The organism is Herbaspirillum sp. CF444 (genome assembly GCF_000282135.1).
Taxonomy (GTDB): Bacteria; Pseudomonadota; Gammaproteobacteria; order Burkholderiales; family Burkholderiaceae_D; genus Herbaspirillum.
In genome coordinates this window covers 121,079-136,919 of sequence record NZ_AKJW01000088.1, presented here as the reverse complement: position 1 = coordinate 136,919, position 15,841 = coordinate 121,079, and the positions used below count along the sequence as shown (strand labels likewise).

Genomic DNA, 15,841 nt, shown 5'->3' with positions numbered 1-15,841 from the left:
TGCATGGCTTGCAGGTGGGCCCACCACCTGCTACGCCACGCGCCTTGCCAGCACGCTTTCTGGCGGCAACGCATCTCGTAGATTTAATGTGAACAGGCCCTAGGCAGCGATGCCGTAGCAACGCACTGCCGTACCGCCCCACAGACTCGCCTGCTCGTCCTGGCCGAGATTCGATTCAGCCCAGTCCGCAATCACCGCCGCGACCTTGTCGTAGGAGGCCGCCAGCAGACACACCGGCCAGTCCGAACCGAACATCAGGCGCTGCGGCCCGAATGCCTCCAGCGCGGTATCGAGGCAGATGCGGATATGCTCATAGTCGTTTTGCTGCAGGCCGGTTTGCCAGTCGGCTTCGGTCACCAGTCCCGACAATTTGCAGGCGACGTGCGGCAACTTGCCGAGCGCCAGCAATTCCTTTTTCCAGCGCTTCAATGCCGCGTCATCTTTCGCAAATTCACGCAGCGCCGGTTTGCCGAGATGGTCCAGCACCAGCCAGTGCTTGTCGTGGCGCGCGCAAAACACTTGCGTGTCGGCCAGTTGATGCTCGAACACCAGCACGTCGTACACGTAGTTCTTCGCTTGCAACAAGGCGACGCCGCGATTGAAATCGGTGCTTTCAAGGAAGGCGCGCGCGTCGGCTTCGTCCTGCACCTGATGGCGGAATCCCACCAGCTTGTCGCCGGCATGCCATTCGGACAGACGCTCGCCGAGATCGGCGACGGCGAGGTTTTCCCAGCCGACGACGCCGGCGATCCAGGGGGTGTCTTTCGCCAGGCCGAGCAGGAAGCGGGTCTCTTCGCGGCCCGATCGCGCCTGCACGGCAATGGTGGCGGCGATCCGGTGGTCGTGCAGGATAGGTTGCAGGTCGGCCGGCAACTTGTCTTGCCCGAGCACGTCCATGCCGGCGCCTATCCAAGGATAATCCTCAGCGCGATAGCGCCAGAAATGCTGATGAGCGTCGATGCGCGGTGTCATGGCTTGATTGATTAAAAACGTGAAATAAAAATGCCGGCCTGCATCCACACATCATGCGAATACAGACCGGCATCGGATCCTCAATTGATCACGCGACGATCTGAGTGACTAGCTGCAGATCAGTCGTACAACACGGCCGCAATCTTCGGATCGGCGATGTTGCTCTTGTCGTACCAGTAAAAACCGGTGTCGATGATCTTCGGCAGCTTCTCGCCCTTGAGCGCCTTCACGGCCGCTTCGACGGTCTTGTAGCCGATGCCGACAGGATTTTGCGTGATCGCGCCGGCCATCTGGCCGTCGCGGATCGCATCCTTCTGTTGCTTGCCGGAGTCGAAGCCGACGATGACGACCTTGCGCTTCATTTCCCTGGCGCCGTTCAGCACGCCGATGGCCGAACCTTCATTGGTGCCGAAAGCGCCCTTGAGCTTCGGATAGGCTTGCAGGATGGATTTGGTGACTTCGGTCGACTTCAACTGGTCGCCTGCGCCGTACTGGATGCTGACGATCTTGATCTTCGGATAGGCCGACTTCATGCGATCGACGAAGCCGTCGCGACGGTCGATGCCGGTACGGCTGGTCTGGTCGTGGGCGACCACGGCGACTTCGCCTTCCTTGCCGATCAGCTCGGCCATCTTGTCGGCGGCCAGTGCGGCGGCAGCCTTGTTGTCGGTGGTGGCGGTGGTGACCGGGATGTCGCTGTCGACGCCGGAGTCAAAGGCGACGACCGGAATCTTGGCGGCCTGCGCCTTCTTCAGCAGCGGCAGCGCGGCCTTGCTGTCGAGCGCGGCAAAGCCGATCGCTTGCGGTTTCTTTGCCAGCGCGGCGGACAGCATGTCGATCTGCTTGTCGACCATGGCTTCGGTTTCCGGACCTTCGAAAGTCACCTTGACCTTGTAGTCGGCCGCAGCCTGGTTGGCGCCGGCCTTCACGGCTTGCCAGAACTGATGCTGGAAGCCCTTGGAAATCAGCGGGATGTAGATGTCTTCGGCGTGCGCGACGCTGCCCAGGCCCATGGCGAAAGTCAAACCGATGGCAATGTTGAGTGCTCTTCTCTTTATCATTTTTAAGTCTCCTTGATGAGTGTAAAAACAGCGGGGGTAAGGCTAATGCCGTTCAGCTGAGTTTGAATATCATTGTCCTCTTTGACTGTCGTCCTGACGAAAGTCAGGACCCAGCGTCGTATTGACCGTCTTCACGACACTGGGTCCCAGCGTTCGCCGGGACGACGGCGAGGAAAATAGACTTAACTGAAAGGCATTACGGGGTAAGGAAATTTCCCAACTTTCTTTTATTGCCGGCGACGGCGCAAGATATCCATATAGACCGCCAGAATGATGATCACGCCGGTGACCACGGTTTGCCACTCCTGCGCCACCGACATGATGCGCAGACCGTTGATCAGCACGCTCATGATGAACGCGCCGATGATGGTGCCGAGGATGGTGCCGGTGCCGCCCGACAGCGAAGTGCCGCCGATCACGACCGCCGCGATCGCATCCAGCTCATAACCCTGGCCCAGCGCCGGTTGCGCCGAGTTCAGGCGCGAAGCGATCAGCAGGCCGGCGATGCCGCAGATGGCGCCGCTGACGGTGTAGACCACGACCTTCCAGAAATCGACCTTGACGCCGGACAGGCGCAACGCTTCTTCGTTGCTGCCGAGTGCGAAGGTATAGCGGCCGAACACGGTCTTGTTGAGGATGATGCCGGCGCCGATGGCAACCAGGAACAGGATCAGCACGGCATTGGGAATCGGCAGCGCCGGAATCAGGTCGCCGATCAGCGACTCTTGCGAGATTTGCGAGAACGACGGCGTGTCGTTGAAGTAGATCGGCTTGGTGCCGGAGATCACCAGCGACAGGCCCTTCAACAGCATCATCATGCCCAGCGTGGCGATGAAGGGCGGCACCTTGAGCTTGGCGATCAGCATGCCGGAGGTCCAGCCGCACAATGCGCCGAAGAAGATCGCGGCGAAGATGCCGAAGTAAATCGGCAAACCCCAGTAAGTCAGGAACACGCCTGCCATGACCGCGCAGAAAGTCATCATGGTGCCGACCGACAGGTCGATGCCGGCGGTGATGATGACGAAAGTACACGCGATCGCCAGCACGCCGTTGACGGCGGTCGACTGCAGGATGCTGACCAGATTGTCGACCTGCAGGAAGTTGTCGTTGGCGATGCTGAAGAACACGACCAGCGCCAGCAGGCTGGCGAAGGCCAGCAGTTTTTGCCGCGTGGAGGGATGGAACAGGCGCGCGCGCAGGCTGCCGGCGCCGGGTTCGGAATTGGCTGTGGATGTCATGGTCAGGTTCGTTTGCGACAGTGGATTGGGAGTATTTGCCATGGTCGTCTCTTCAATGGGTGGGAGTCGCGACAGCGGAAGGACGCTGCGTCGCCAGTTGCATGATCTTTTCCTGCGAGGCTTCGGCGGCGCTGAGCTCGCCGGTGATGCGGCCTTCGCACATGACCAGCACGCGGTGGCTCATGCGCAGCACTTCGGGCAGTTCGGAAGAAATCATGACGATGGCCTTGCCTTGTTCCGCCAGGGTGTTGAGCAGTTTGTAGATCTCGCTCTTGGCGCCGATGTCGATGCCGCGCGTCGGTTCGTCGAAAAACAGGATGTCGCAGTCGCGCAGCAACCACTTGGCGATCACGATCTTTTGCTGGTTGCCGCCGGACAGCAGGCGCGCAGGCTGATCGATGGACGGCGTCTTGATGGCGAGCTGGCGCACGTAGCTTTGCGCCGTGCTGCGAATCGCCGCCTGGTCGAGGAACAGACCCTTCTTCAGAAAGCGGTTCATGCTCGACATGACCACGTTGGCCTTCACATCAAGGCCGGTGGCCAGGCCGAAGTGCTTGCGGTCTTCCGACAAGTAGCCGATGCCGTGCGCGACGGCGTCGGACGGCGACCTGATCACGGCCTTGCCGCCGTGGATGAAGATCTCGCCGGCCTCCAGCGGATCGGCGCCGAAAATCGCGCGCGCCACTTCGGTGCGGCCCGCGCCCATCAGGCCGGCGAAACCGAGGATCTCGCCCTTGCGCAGCTGAAAGCTGACGTCACGGATCGCATGGCCGCGCGTCAATCCCTTGACTTCCAGCACGACTTTGTTGTCGCCGGCATTGGCGACGACCGGACCGGCGCTGTCGAGCTGGCGGCCGACCATCATGCCGATGATGGTGTCGATCGGCGTTTCTTCGGTCGGCACGGTGGCGATGTATTTGCCGTCGCGCATCACCGTGACGCGGTTGGAGATGCGGCGCAGCTCATCCATCTTGTGCGAGATATAGACGATGCCGACGCCCTGCGCTTGCAGGTCGCGGATGATGCGGAACAGTTCGTCGATCTCGGCGTTGTTGAGCGCGGCGGTCGGTTCGTCCATGATCAGCACGCGCGAATTGAAGGACAGCGCCTTGGCGATTTCCACCATCTGCTGCTTGGCGACGGTGAGTTCGCCGACCTTGGTGCGCGGGTCAAGCTTGAGGCGCATGCGCTCGAAGATTTCGGCGGTCTGGCGATTGAGCTGTTCTTCGTCGAGGAACACGCCGAAACGGCCGCGCGGCTCGCGGCCGATGAAGATGTTTTGTGCGGCGCTGAGATGATTCATCAGGTTGAGTTCCTGATGGATGATGCCGATGCCGAGTTCTTGCGCCGCGCGCGGGCCGTCGATGGCAACTTCCTTGCCGTCGACGAAAATCTGGCCTTCGTCCTTCTGATACACGCCGGACAAAATCTTCATCAGCGTCGATTTGCCGGCGCCGTTCTCGCCCATGAGCGCATGGACTTCGCCGGGCAGCAAATCCAGCCGGCAATTGTCCAGCGCCAGCACGCCGGGGAAGCGTTTGGTCACGTTGCGCAAGCGGATCAGGCATCCCGATTCGTTTGCGGTCTCTGTTTGTTCTGATTGCATGCCTGCCTCGTTGATGCAAACCAGCCTTGTTATATTGATTGGCTGTGTTGTGTATTTCGGTACTGCGCCAGGTTCACTTACCTCACTGATTGCCGAGATCGAAGATCTTCGCCATCGGCACCCATTTCTCTCCTTGCGACGTCCATGGCGTCGGCGCCTGGAACTGCCACATCAATGCTTCCCATTCCTGCACCTTGGGGTCGTCCTGCATGGCCCGCGCCATGGCTGCTGCGTCGTAGACGGCGTCGTCGGTTTCCATGACCATCATCATGCGCGTGCCGAGACGATAGATCTCCATTCCCGTCACGCCGTTGGCGCGCAGATGGGCGGCGATCTCGGGCCAGATTTTGCGATGATGTTCTTCATAGCGCGCGATCAGGGCGGCGTCGTCTTTCAGGTCGAGTGCCAGGCAGTAGCGCATTGGTCGCCCCTTACGTCAACGCGCGGTCGAGATGCGTGTAGCCGCCATCGACGAACACCCATTGGCCGGTGGTGTGCGCGGCGCGATCCGACAACAGGAAGACGGCGGTGTCGGCCATTTCTTCCGAGGTCGTGAAGCGTTTGCCGAGCGGGATCTTGCCGGTGATGGCGGCGAGCTTCTCTTGCGGATTGTCGAAACTGGAAATCCATCTTTCGTACAACGGCGTCATCACTTCGGCGGGAATCAGCGCATTGACGCGCACGCCGTCGTTGGCCAGCGCCGCCGCCCATTCGCGCGTGAGCGAGAGTTGCGCGCCTTTCGATGCGCAGTAGCCGCTGGTGTTGCCCTGGCCGGTGACGGCGGTCTTGGAAGAGACGTTGACGATGGCGCCGCGCGTGGCCTTGAGGTGCGGCACGCAATAGTGCGCCATGACGTAATAGTGGATCAGGTTTTTTTCCAGCGATTGCATGAAGGCGTCACGGCCGGCGTCGAGGCCGACGTTGTCGTTGATGCCGGCGTTGTTGACGAGGCCATCAAGACGGCCGAATTCGCGCACCGTTTCCGCGACGGCCTGTTTGCACTTGTCTTCATCGGTCAGGTCGAGCAGGAAGAAGCGCGCCTTCGGTTGCAACTTCAGCAACTGTTCCTTGAACGCATCGGCGGGCGGGCTCTTGCCGAATACAACCGGGATCGCAGCCTCGCTCGCCAATTGCAGCGAGATCGCGCCGCCGATGCCGGAGGCGCCGCCGGTCACGATCACGACCTTGTCTTTCAGATGTAAATCCACGTCTTGTCTCCGTCTGCTGTTTATTTTTTTCTTGTCTTTTGATCAACCTCGGAAGCGATATTGCTCCAGCGACTCGGGCTTCATCGTAATCGAAAAACCCGGCGCGGCCGGCGGCATGTACGCTGCACCTTTGACCACGCAGGCATCGATAAAGTGCTCGTGCAGGTGATCGACGTATTCGGTCACGCGTCCTTCGGTGGTGCCGGCGATGCAGACGTAGTCGATCATCGACAGATGCTGCACGTATTCGCACAAGCCGACGCCGCCGGCGTGCGGGCAGACCGGCAACTTGTATTTGGCGGCCATCAGCATGACCGCGAGGATTTCATTGACGCCGCCGAGACGGCAAGAGTCGATCTGCACCACGTCGATCGCGCCGCGCATGATGAATTGCTTGAACAGCACGCGGTTCTGGCACATCTCGCCGGTGGCGACCTTGACCGCGCCGATGCCTGCGCGAATCTTGCGGTGGCCTTCGACGTCGTCCGGGCTGGTCGGCTCTTCGATGAACCATGGTTTGGCGAAAGCCAGTTCGTTGACCCAAGCGATGGCCTGGTCGACTTCCCACACCTGGTTGGCGTCGATCATCAGGTGACGATCGGGGCCGATGACCTCGCGCGCGATGGTGACGCGGCGCTTGTCGTCGGCGAGATCGCGGCCGACCTTGAGTTTGATGTGGTTGAAACCGCCATCGATGGCTTCCTTGCACAGGCGGCGCAGCTTGGCGTCGTCATAGCCGAGCCAGCCGGCCGAGGTGGTGTAGCAGGGATAACCGTTCTGCTCCAGCAGGCGGATGCGCTCGGCCTTGCCCGGCGCCTGTGCGCGCAACAGCGCCAGCGCTTCTTCCGGTGTGATGCAGTCGGTGATGTAACGGAAGTCGATGCAGCGCACCAATTCTTCCGGCGACATGTCGGCGACCAGTCTCCACAGCGGCTTGCCTTCGGCCTTGGCCCACAGATCCCACACGGCGTTGACGACTGCGCCGGTGGCGAGGTGGATGGCGCCCTTGTCCGGTCCGATCCAGCGCAACTGGCTGTCGGAGGTGATGTAGCGCCAGAAACGGCCCATGTCTGCACTGACCCAGTCGAGGTCGAGGCCGACCACCAGATGCTCCATGGCCTGGATGGCGGCGCAGCAGATCTCGTTGCCGCGGCCGATGGTGAAGGTCAGGCCGTGGCCTGCGAGGCCGGCCTGGTCGGTTTCGAGGATGACGTAAGCGGCCGAATAATCCGGATCCGGATTCATGGCATCGGAGCCGTCAAGGGTCTTGGAGGTCGGGAAACGTACGTCCAGTACGCGCATGGAGGTGATCTTGGTCATCGTCTCTGTCAAAGGTGATGGAGGGAAATCCGTTGTGATCCGTTGCGGCGGACGCGCACGGCGGCGCGCCATCCCGGCAAGCGGCATTCCTGTCTCCGTTGCAGCCCGCGGCGCTTCTTTTTGACGAGCGCTGATGCAGACCCTGTCTTTTACTGTGTGGCGATTATCACACGCAGTTTTAAATTCATCAATAAAATTTAATTTTATATTTGAGTTTACTTTGCTAATATCCAGTCGCTGAACGCTACATTGCATTCGTGTAGTGCGAAGTGATAACCAACTTATATCGAATAGATATCTAAATGGAGATCGCAGAACAGCACGATTTTCACGATTCAATAAAATAAAAAATCATTTTACAAATGAAATTAAAAAATTGACAGGAGGAAACCGCCACCATCACCGACACGCCACGCATCACCGCGGACCGTTCGTCTTGTCAGGTCCGTGCCTATAAGCAGAAAAAGCAGAAAACAAAACAAGCAAAACAACAACCATAAACTCGGAGATTCTCATGCAGACAACTACGCATACCACACGCAACACCCATGGGCTGAACACCTTCATCAACAAGAAAATGACGCGCGCCGTCGCCGGCGCCTTGCTGGGTCTCGCCGGCCTGGCGGCAGGCGGCGCGCACGCGCAAAGCAGCGTCACCATCTACGGTCGCGTCGATGCCGGCGTGGACTACCAGTCCAACGTCGCCACCACCGGCGGCGGCAGCGGCAGTCTGTGGCGCGCTTCCGGCAACCAGTGGGGCACCAGCATGATCGGCTTCAAGGGTACGGAAGACCTGGGCGCCGGATTGAGCGCCTTCTTCCTGCTGGAGTCGGGTTTTGACGCCACCAAGGGTTCGACCAACGGCAGCGCGCTGTTCAATCGCCGCTCTTACGTCGGCCTGGCCGGCAGCGCCGGTTCGCTCAAACTCGGCAAGAACCTGTTCATCGACAACGACATCTGGTTCCTCGACCCGACCGGGCAGCAGTTCATCGGCACGGCGACGCTGGTGCGCGGCCGCAACTGGCAAGGCGCCGACAATGTGATCGAATACCAGACGCCGACCTGGGGCGGTTTCAACGCGACGGTGCAAACCAGCCTCGGCGAACAGGCCGGTTCGCTCACCAAAAAGCGCAAGGACGGCGTCTCGCTGGTCTATGCCAACCAGACCGTCGAATTGCGCGCCATCTATGACGTGGTGCGCGACGCCAACGGCCGCTTTGTCGATGTCTTCGACACCTCCAAGGAACTGATCCTCGGCGGCACGCTGACGATCGACAAGCTCAAGCTGTTCGCCGGTTATGAAAACCTGCGCGCGCCCGATGCTGCCGCGACGGCATCGGACAAGGCCAATCATTACTGGGTCGGCGCGAACTATCAGGTGACGCCGGCGCTGACGCTGATCGGCTCGGTGTTCCGCGTGAACGTCAACAAGGGCGGCGGCAACGCCAATCTGTTCATGGCCGGCGCGAATTACTCCCTGTCCAAGCGCACCTTGTTATATGTGGGTGCGGGTACGGTGCGTAACAGCAGCAATGCCAACTTCTCGGTGGAGGCGACCAATAACAATCCGTTGCCGGGGCAAAATCAAAACGGCGCATACGCCGGCATCAGCCACTCCTTCTAAAATCTGTCCATGGGCCTACTGCGAGGCCGTGATCTGACGCCGTACGGTGCTCGGGATCCTCGTGTACTACAAGTACACTCCGGTCCCTGCGCTCCGGTCGGCGCCAGCTGACGGCCTCTCGCTACGGCCCATGAACAGATTTGGATTTGCTGAGCCCCATCTCTCTGAAACCGGCACTCATGAATGTCGGTTTCAGAGATAAAATGCGAAATAATTCGAATTTGCGCAAACCCAGCCGGGTGCGCGGTGTCATCTTCCATCAGGCCAGCCATGCCAAGAACCAAGAAAATCGTGCCCGACGCGGACCTGAATACCGGTGTTGCGGAAGATGTTTCCGCCAACGACAGCGCCGCCGATGCGGGCAAGGCGCGCTATGCGGCGCCGGCGCTGGACAAAGGTCTCGATATCCTGGAATTGCTCAGCAAGGCCGAGCAAATGCTGACGCTCAATCAGATTTCCAAGCAACTGGGGCGCAGCGTCAATGAAATCTTCCGCATGGTGGTGACGCTGGAACAGCGCGGTTACCTGATCGCCGACAACGACCAATACCGCCTCTCGCTGAAACTGTTCGAGCTGGCGCATTATCACCAGCCGATCCGCTCGCTGGTGAGCACCGCCTTGCCGCATATGCGCGAGCTGGCGAACCGGACCATGCAGTCGACCCATCTCACCGTCTATGAAGCGGGTCGCGTGATCGTGGTGGCGCAGGTCGACAGCCCGGAACGCTGGGCGTTCGGCCTCAAGGTCGGCGCGCTGGTGAGCCTGACCGACACCGCCTCCGGCCACGTGTTGCTGTCGTTCCGCGATGAAGCCGAGCGCGGCCGCATGCTGGCGGCGCACGTGCGCATGGATGGCGAACAGGAAATCGATCATGCGCAGTTGCTGCGCCAGATCGCGGAAACCCAGGAGCGCGGCTATTCGCGCATGGAAAGCCGCCAGATCCGCGGCGTGGTGAATCTGTCCTATCCGGTGCTGGGCGCCAACGACCGCATGCTGGCGGCGCTCAACATCCCTTACATCGAACGCATCGACAAGAAGGTCAATCCCAGCCTCGATGAAGTGCAGAACATCGTGCAGGAAATCTCTGCACGGCTGTCCAAGCTGATGGGCAGCAGCAGCTTCGGCAGTTGAGTTGAGCAGACCGCGACAACAAAAAAGCCAGGCAATGCCTGGCTTTTTCATGTACGAAGGTGTGAATGAAGGCGGACATCGTGCGCGTCTTCGGCAGCTTATTTTCCCACGGGTAGCGACACCAGCGAATTCTTCGCCTTCTTGGCTTCATGCACTTCCGTGGCATCCTGCGTCAGCGAATAGCGGGTATACGCCTTGACCAGGTCGGCCATGAAATCCGATTCGTTCTTGATCGGACGCCAGTTCTTGCCTTCCAGCTCTTCCACCTGCGTGCTGTTGCCATCGTAGACGATGCTGACGGCGCGCGGCTTTTCGTTTTCCTTGAACTCGGTCAGGAAACCATTCATGTCGTAGCCCGACGCATTGCCCTTGGTGAAGGTCTCGATGGCCGATTGCATCGCCTCATCGCGCGAAGCCAGCGCCTGCGTCTGCGCCTGCGCCAGCAGATCGGAAACGCCGGTGTGATCGTTGAGCAGCATCTCGAACTTGCCGCCGCGCTCATCGCCCTCTTCCAGCTTGAAGCCCTTTTTCGTCGAAAAGATCCGCAGCTTGGGCGGCACGTTGATGCCATACGAACCGACCAGGCCGCTCAGCGCCATCGTCAGCGCCGGACTGACGTCAGGACGCATCGGATTGACCAGTCCGTCGACGCCCGTATTGCGGGCGGTCATCAACTGGGCGAAACCGATATCGTTGTTCTTGGCGTAAGCCTTCGCAGCATTGGCCGCGGCGGCGTTGTTGACGAAGAATTGGTTGCTGATGTTTTGCATTGCGGCGCTCCTGCGGAATACGACGTCCGGTGGCTCAACTTGCGCGAATAATTGCCGAAATATCAACTAAAGACAAACGGCGGACGCCACTATTGTAAAAGGCTTTCACCTTTTCTACGCAAGAAGCTGAGGTATTTCACCCCTTCAATCCTGCCGATTGTCGGTTTGTCGCAAAACGCTGTTGCGGAACACACATCGCATTTACCCTGCCTTGCATCCGATCTTTACCTAGGTTTCTTGACGACATGCCTATTGCCACTTACATTGCTGACTCGCGGCCGATCGCGGGCACACCGACGGCAACGCCCGGTCCTGCAAAAAACTCCAATCCGCCGACGTGATTGCCGGTTGCGGCGCCGTCATCCGCGCCGCAAGCAGCCACGGGCTGGCCTCACCATTTCATCGATCTGCGCCTGAACAGCTTACCGACACGAACCTGATGACTCTTTCCTTCCTGAAACGCCGCCCGGTCCTGATTGGACTGGTGATCCTGATCATCGTCGTCGCCTTCCTCGCGACCAGAAAACGCCCTCCGGCGATCGTGGTCGCCAAGCCTGCCCAGGTACTCGAATTCCTGCCCAGCGACACGATCGAAGTCGGCGTCGAGCCGCTGCGCCAGGTGCTGCCGCTGTCGGGCGCGCTGCGCGCGCTGAACCAGGTCTCGGTCAAGGCCAAGGTCGCCGGCGAGGTGAAGGAAGTACTGGTGCGCGCCGGCGAAGCGGTCCAGGCCGGGCAAGTGCTGATCCGCATCGACACCAGCGAATACCAGGCCAAGCTCGAGCAGGCCAGAGGCTCGCTGGTCGCCTCGCGCGGCCAGCTCGACATCGCCACCAAGACGCGCGACAACAACCTGGCGCTGCTGGACAAGGGCTTCATCTCGCGCAACGCCTTCGACAACGCCGCCAGCCAGTTCGACATCGCCAAGGCCAACGTCGATACCGCGCGCGGCGCGCTGGACGTCGCGCAAAAAGCCCTGAACGACACCGTCATCAAGGCGCCGATCACGGGCATGATCAGCAGCCGCACGGTGGAACCGGGCGAAAAGATATCGATCGACAACAAGCTGCTCGACGTCGTCGACCTGAGCCGGATGGAGCTGGAAGCGCCGGTGCCGACCTCCGACATCCTGAAGGTCAAACTCGGCCAGGAAGTGCTGGTGAGGGTCGAAGGCCTGCCGCAGGCGGTGAGCGGCAAGGTGGTGCGCATCAATCCGGCGACGCAGTCGGGCTCGCGTTCGATCATGGTGTACGTGCGCATCGACAATCCGCAGGGCTTGCTGCGTGCGGGCATGTTCGCCGACGCCAGTCTGACGCTGGACAAGCGCGACGCCGTGATGACGGTGCCGCAAACGGCGATCCAGACCGACGGCGACAAGACCTATGTGTACGCCATCGAAGGCGGCAAGCTGATCCGGCGCGACGTCGCGCTGGGCATGCGCGGCGTCGACAGCCGCGGCAATGCGGTCGAAGTGAGCAGCGGCCTGCAAAGCGGCGCGCGCATCGTCAAGGCCAACCTCGGCAACCTCAACAGCGGCACGCCGGTGCGCTTCCCGGCGACCGGCGATGCAGTGCCGGCAACAGCGCCTGCAGCAGCGGCCAAGGCAAAGGAATAAGCGCATGTGGTTCACCCGCATCAGTATCGGCAACCCCGTGCTCGCCACCATGATGATGATGGCGTTCGTGGTGCTCGGTTTGTTTTCTTACCAGCGCCTGCGCGTCGACCAGTTTCCCGACATCACTTTCCCGGTGGTGGTGGTGCAGACCACCTACCCCGGCGCCTCGCCCGAGAACGTCGAATCCGACGTCACCCGCAAGATCGAAGAATCGGTCAACACCATCAACGGCATCAACAGCCTGACCTCCCACTCGTACGAAGGCCTGTCGGTGGTGATCGTCGAATTCGACCTCACCGTCGATCCGGCGCAAGGCGCCCAGGACGTGCGCGAAAAAGTGGCGCTGGTGCAGGCGGCCTTCCGCAAGGAAGTCGACCAGCCCCGCATCACGCGTTTCGACCCGGCCGACCAGCCGATCTTTTCGATCTCGGTCACCAACGATCCCAAAGCGGCCAACGCCAGGCCGCGCACGCTGCGCGAACTGACCACGATCTCCGACCAGCTCATCAAGAAGCGCCTGGAGAACGTGCGCGGCGTCGGCTCGGTAACGCTGGTCGGCGGCGTCAAGCGCCAGGTCAATATTTACGTCAAGCCGAATGAGATGGAGGCGCTCGGCATCGGCGTCGATCAGGTCATCAATGCAATCAAAAATGAAAACCAGGAACTGCCGACCGGCGCCATCCGCATGGCCGATGCCGAAAAGGTCGTGCAGGTGCAAGGCCGCGTCAAGAATCCGGAAGACTTCAAACGCATCATCGTGGCGCGCCGCGGCGGCCAGCCGGTGACGCTGAACCAGATCGCCACCGTGGTCGACGGCCAGGAAGAACAGGAAACGCTGGCGCTCTACAACGGCCAGCGCACGCTCGCGCTGGACATCCTCAAGGCGCAGGGCCAGAACACCATCGACGTCGCCGACGGCCTCAAGCAGGCCATCAAGGACATGGAGCCGAACCTGCAGAAACTCTATCCCGGCGTGCGCCTGCAGATCATCAAGGACAGCTCGCGCCAGATCCGCACCGGCGTCGAGAACGTGCGCCGCACGCTGATCGAAGGCGCGCTGCTGACGGTGCTGATCGTGTTCCTGTTCCTCAATTCGTGGCGCTCGACGGTGATCACCGGACTGACCTTGCCGGTGGCGCTGATAGGTACTTTCCTGTTCATGTACATGTTCGGTTTCACGATCAACATGATCACGCTGATGGCGCTGTCGCTGTGCGTGGGCCTGCTGATCGACGATGCGATCGTGGTGCGTGAAAACATCGTGCGCCATGCCGACATGAAGGTGCACGGCAAGTTCAAGACGCACAAGATGGCGGCGCTGGAAGGCACGCAGGAAATCGGCCTGGCGGTGCTGGCGACGACCTTCTCGATCGTCGCGGTGTTCTTGCCGGTGGGCTTCATGGGCGGCATCATCGGACGCTTCTTCCATCAGTTCGGCGTGACGGTGACGGCGGCCGTCCTGATCTCGATGTTCGTGTCGTTCACGCTCGATCCGATGCTGTCGTCGATCTGGCCGGATCCGGACGTGCACGGCGAGAAACACAAACGCAGTTGGTACGCTCGCACCATCGGCCGTGTATTGAACCAGTTCGATCGCATGGTGCAATGGCTGTCGGCGGCGTATCAGCGGCTGTTGAAATGGTCGCTGCGGCATCGCGTACTCACGCTGCTGCTGGCGCTGGCGACCTTCATTGCCGGTTTCGCCTTGCCGGCGACCGGGCTGATCGGTTCCGAGTTCGTGCCGCAGGCGGACTATTCGGAATCCGGCGTGACCTTTTACACGCCGGTGGGCTCATCGCTGGAACTGACCGAAAGCAAGGTGCATCAGGTGGAAGCCGTACTGCGCCAATTCCCGGAAGTGGTCGACACCTACAGCACGGTCAACACCGGCAACGCGCAGGGCAAGAACTACGCGACGGTATTCATCCGCCTCAAGCCGCGCAACCAGCGCCAGCTCAGCACTTCGCAACTGGCGCCGAAATTGCGCGAGCGCCTGACGCAGATCGCCGGCATCGCGGTGACGCACATCGGCACGCTGGACGGCGTCGGCGGCGACAACAAGCAGGTGCGCTTCAGCCTGCTGGGGTCGGATCTGGATCAACTGGCGCGACTGTCGGACGAGGTGCAAAAGAAGCTGCTGGCCATTCCCGGCGTGGTGGATCTGGATTCCAGCCTGAAGGCGCAGAAGCCGACCATCTCCGTCGAACCCAAGCGCGACATCGGCTCCGACCTCGGCATCGGCGTGGCGGAGATCGGCAATGCGCTGCGTCCGCTGCTGGCCGGCGAAGCCGCCAGCAGCTGGCGCGCGCCCGACGATGAAAACTACGACGTCAACGTGCGCCTGTCGCCGACCGATCGCAACACGGTGGATGATCTATCGCGGCTGATGCTGGCCAGCACCCAGACCAATTCGGACGGCATGCCGCGCATGGTGCCGCTGCGCCAGGTGGCGGAGATCAGGAACACCGTCGGCGCCAACCAGATCAACCGGCGCGACCTGAACCGCGAAGTGGAATTGTCGGCCAACGCCGCCGGCCGCTCGGCCGGACAGGTCAACGCCGACATCAAGGTCATGCTGGACCGGATGAACTGGCCGCCCGGCTATCGCTACCAGATCGGCGGATCGACCAAGAGCATGAACGAATCCTTCGGCTATGCCGTGGGCGCGCTGGCGCTGGCGATCGTGTTCATCTACATGATCCTGGCGTCGCAGTTCGCCAGCTTCCTGCAGCCGATCGCCATCATGTCGTCGCTGCCGCTGACGCTGATCGGCGTGTTCCTGGCGCTGATGTTCTTCCGTTCGACCTTGAACATGTTCTCGATCATCGGCTTCATCATGCTGATGGGGCTGGTGACCAAGAACGCGATTCTGCTGGTGGACTTCGCCAACCAGGCGCGCAAGGAAGGCATGGAACGCGGCGCGGCGCTGCTGGAAGCCGCCCACGTGCGTCTGCGTCCGATCCTGATGACCACGCTGGCGATGGTGTTCGGCATGGTGCCGCTGGCGTTCGGCATTGCCGAAGGATCGGAGCAGCGCGCGCCGATGGGCCAGGCGGTGATCGGCGGCATCATCACCTCGTCGCTGCTGACGCTGGTGGTGGTGCCGGTGGCCTATACCTATCTCGACGACCTGGGCGCCTGGGTCAAGCGCAAGTGGTTCGGCCACGCTCATGAGCAGGCGCAAGAGGGAGAAAATACGGATGCGTCCTGAATATTTCCTTTTTGCAAGCGGAAAGCAAGCGAAAAACATCTGCCGGCTCGCAAAAAATCCTGCCGCGCGCCCCGGAAAGCAACGGAAA

Annotated in this window: 12 protein-coding genes and 1 other RNA gene; 5 read left to right on the top strand and 8 right to left on the bottom strand. The window is 60.9% G+C overall.

The features are described from left to right. Positions 1-99: 99 nt before the first annotated feature. From PMI16_RS20910 to PMI16_RS20880, 7 genes are all read right to left on the bottom strand, one after another. Positions 100-972, bottom strand: coding sequence for an amidohydrolase family protein (locus PMI16_RS20910; RefSeq protein ID WP_007883279.1), 873 nt, complete (start codon positions 970-972; stop codon positions 100-102). Positions 973-1,091: 119 nt separating this feature from the next. Then, positions 1,092-2,033: an ABC transporter substrate-binding protein gene (locus PMI16_RS20905; protein ID WP_007883278.1), complete on the bottom strand. Its 942-nt coding sequence runs from the start codon at positions 2,031-2,033 to the stop codon at positions 1,092-1,094. Between the two features lie 227 nt (positions 2,034-2,260). Continuing rightward, positions 2,261-3,271: an ABC transporter permease gene (locus PMI16_RS20900; RefSeq protein WP_085942293.1), complete on the bottom strand. Its 1,011-nt coding sequence runs from the start codon at positions 3,269-3,271 to the stop codon at positions 2,261-2,263. 52 nt (positions 3,272-3,323) lie between these two features. Continuing rightward, on the bottom strand, positions 3,324-4,877 hold the full coding sequence (locus tag PMI16_RS20895; protein WP_007883276.1) for a sugar ABC transporter ATP-binding protein: 1,554 nt from the start codon (positions 4,875-4,877) through the stop codon (positions 3,324-3,326). An 82-nt stretch (positions 4,878-4,959) separates the two neighbouring features. Further along, positions 4,960-5,298, bottom strand: coding sequence for an L-rhamnose mutarotase (locus tag PMI16_RS20890; protein WP_007883275.1), 339 nt, complete (start codon positions 5,296-5,298; stop codon positions 4,960-4,962). A 10-nt stretch (positions 5,299-5,308) separates the two neighbouring features. After that, on the bottom strand, positions 5,309-6,085 hold the full coding sequence (locus PMI16_RS20885) for an SDR family oxidoreductase (protein WP_007883274.1): 777 nt from the start codon (positions 6,083-6,085) through the stop codon (positions 5,309-5,311). Positions 6,086-6,127: 42 nt separating this feature from the next. Then, positions 6,128-7,405, bottom strand: a complete 1,278-nt coding sequence (locus PMI16_RS20880) for an L-fuconate dehydratase (protein WP_007883273.1) — start codon at positions 7,403-7,405, stop codon at positions 6,128-6,130. A 577-nt stretch (positions 7,406-7,982) separates the two neighbouring features. Between PMI16_RS20880 and PMI16_RS20875 the strand changes: the two genes are divergently transcribed. The 3 genes from PMI16_RS20875 (at position 7,983) to PMI16_RS20870 (ending at position 10,160) form a co-directional block, all read left to right on the top strand. Beyond that, positions 7,983-9,029 carry a porin gene (locus PMI16_RS20875; RefSeq protein ID WP_051994695.1) on the top strand — a complete coding sequence of 349 codons (1,047 nt, stop codon included), beginning with the start codon at positions 7,983-7,985 and terminating at the stop codon, positions 9,027-9,029. 61 nt (positions 9,030-9,090) lie between these two features. Beyond that, a non-coding RNA gene (locus PMI16_RS25480) (sX9 sRNA) lies at positions 9,091-9,166 on the top strand. A gap of 133 nt (positions 9,167-9,299) precedes the next feature. Next, on the top strand, positions 9,300-10,160 hold the full coding sequence (locus PMI16_RS20870) for an IclR family transcriptional regulator (RefSeq protein WP_007883271.1): 861 nt from the start codon (positions 9,300-9,302) through the stop codon (positions 10,158-10,160). 98 nt (positions 10,161-10,258) lie between these two features. On the opposite strand, the gene PMI16_RS20865 is transcribed toward PMI16_RS20870, so the two are convergent. Next, complete coding sequence (locus tag PMI16_RS20865) at positions 10,259-10,930, bottom strand: hypothetical protein (protein WP_007883270.1); 672 nt, start codon at positions 10,928-10,930, stop codon at positions 10,259-10,261. A gap of 439 nt (positions 10,931-11,369) precedes the next feature. Here PMI16_RS20865 and PMI16_RS20860 point away from each other — a divergent pair, with 439 nt between their 5' ends. Further along, on the top strand, positions 11,370-12,542 hold the full coding sequence (locus tag PMI16_RS20860; RefSeq protein WP_007883269.1) for an efflux RND transporter periplasmic adaptor subunit: 1,173 nt from the start codon (positions 11,370-11,372) through the stop codon (positions 12,540-12,542). Positions 12,543-12,546: 4 nt separating this feature from the next. Continuing rightward, entirely contained in the window at positions 12,547-15,753 is a 3,207-nt protein-coding gene (locus PMI16_RS20855; RefSeq protein WP_007883268.1) for an efflux RND transporter permease subunit, read from the top strand. Positions 15,754-15,841: the final 88 nt, after the last annotated feature.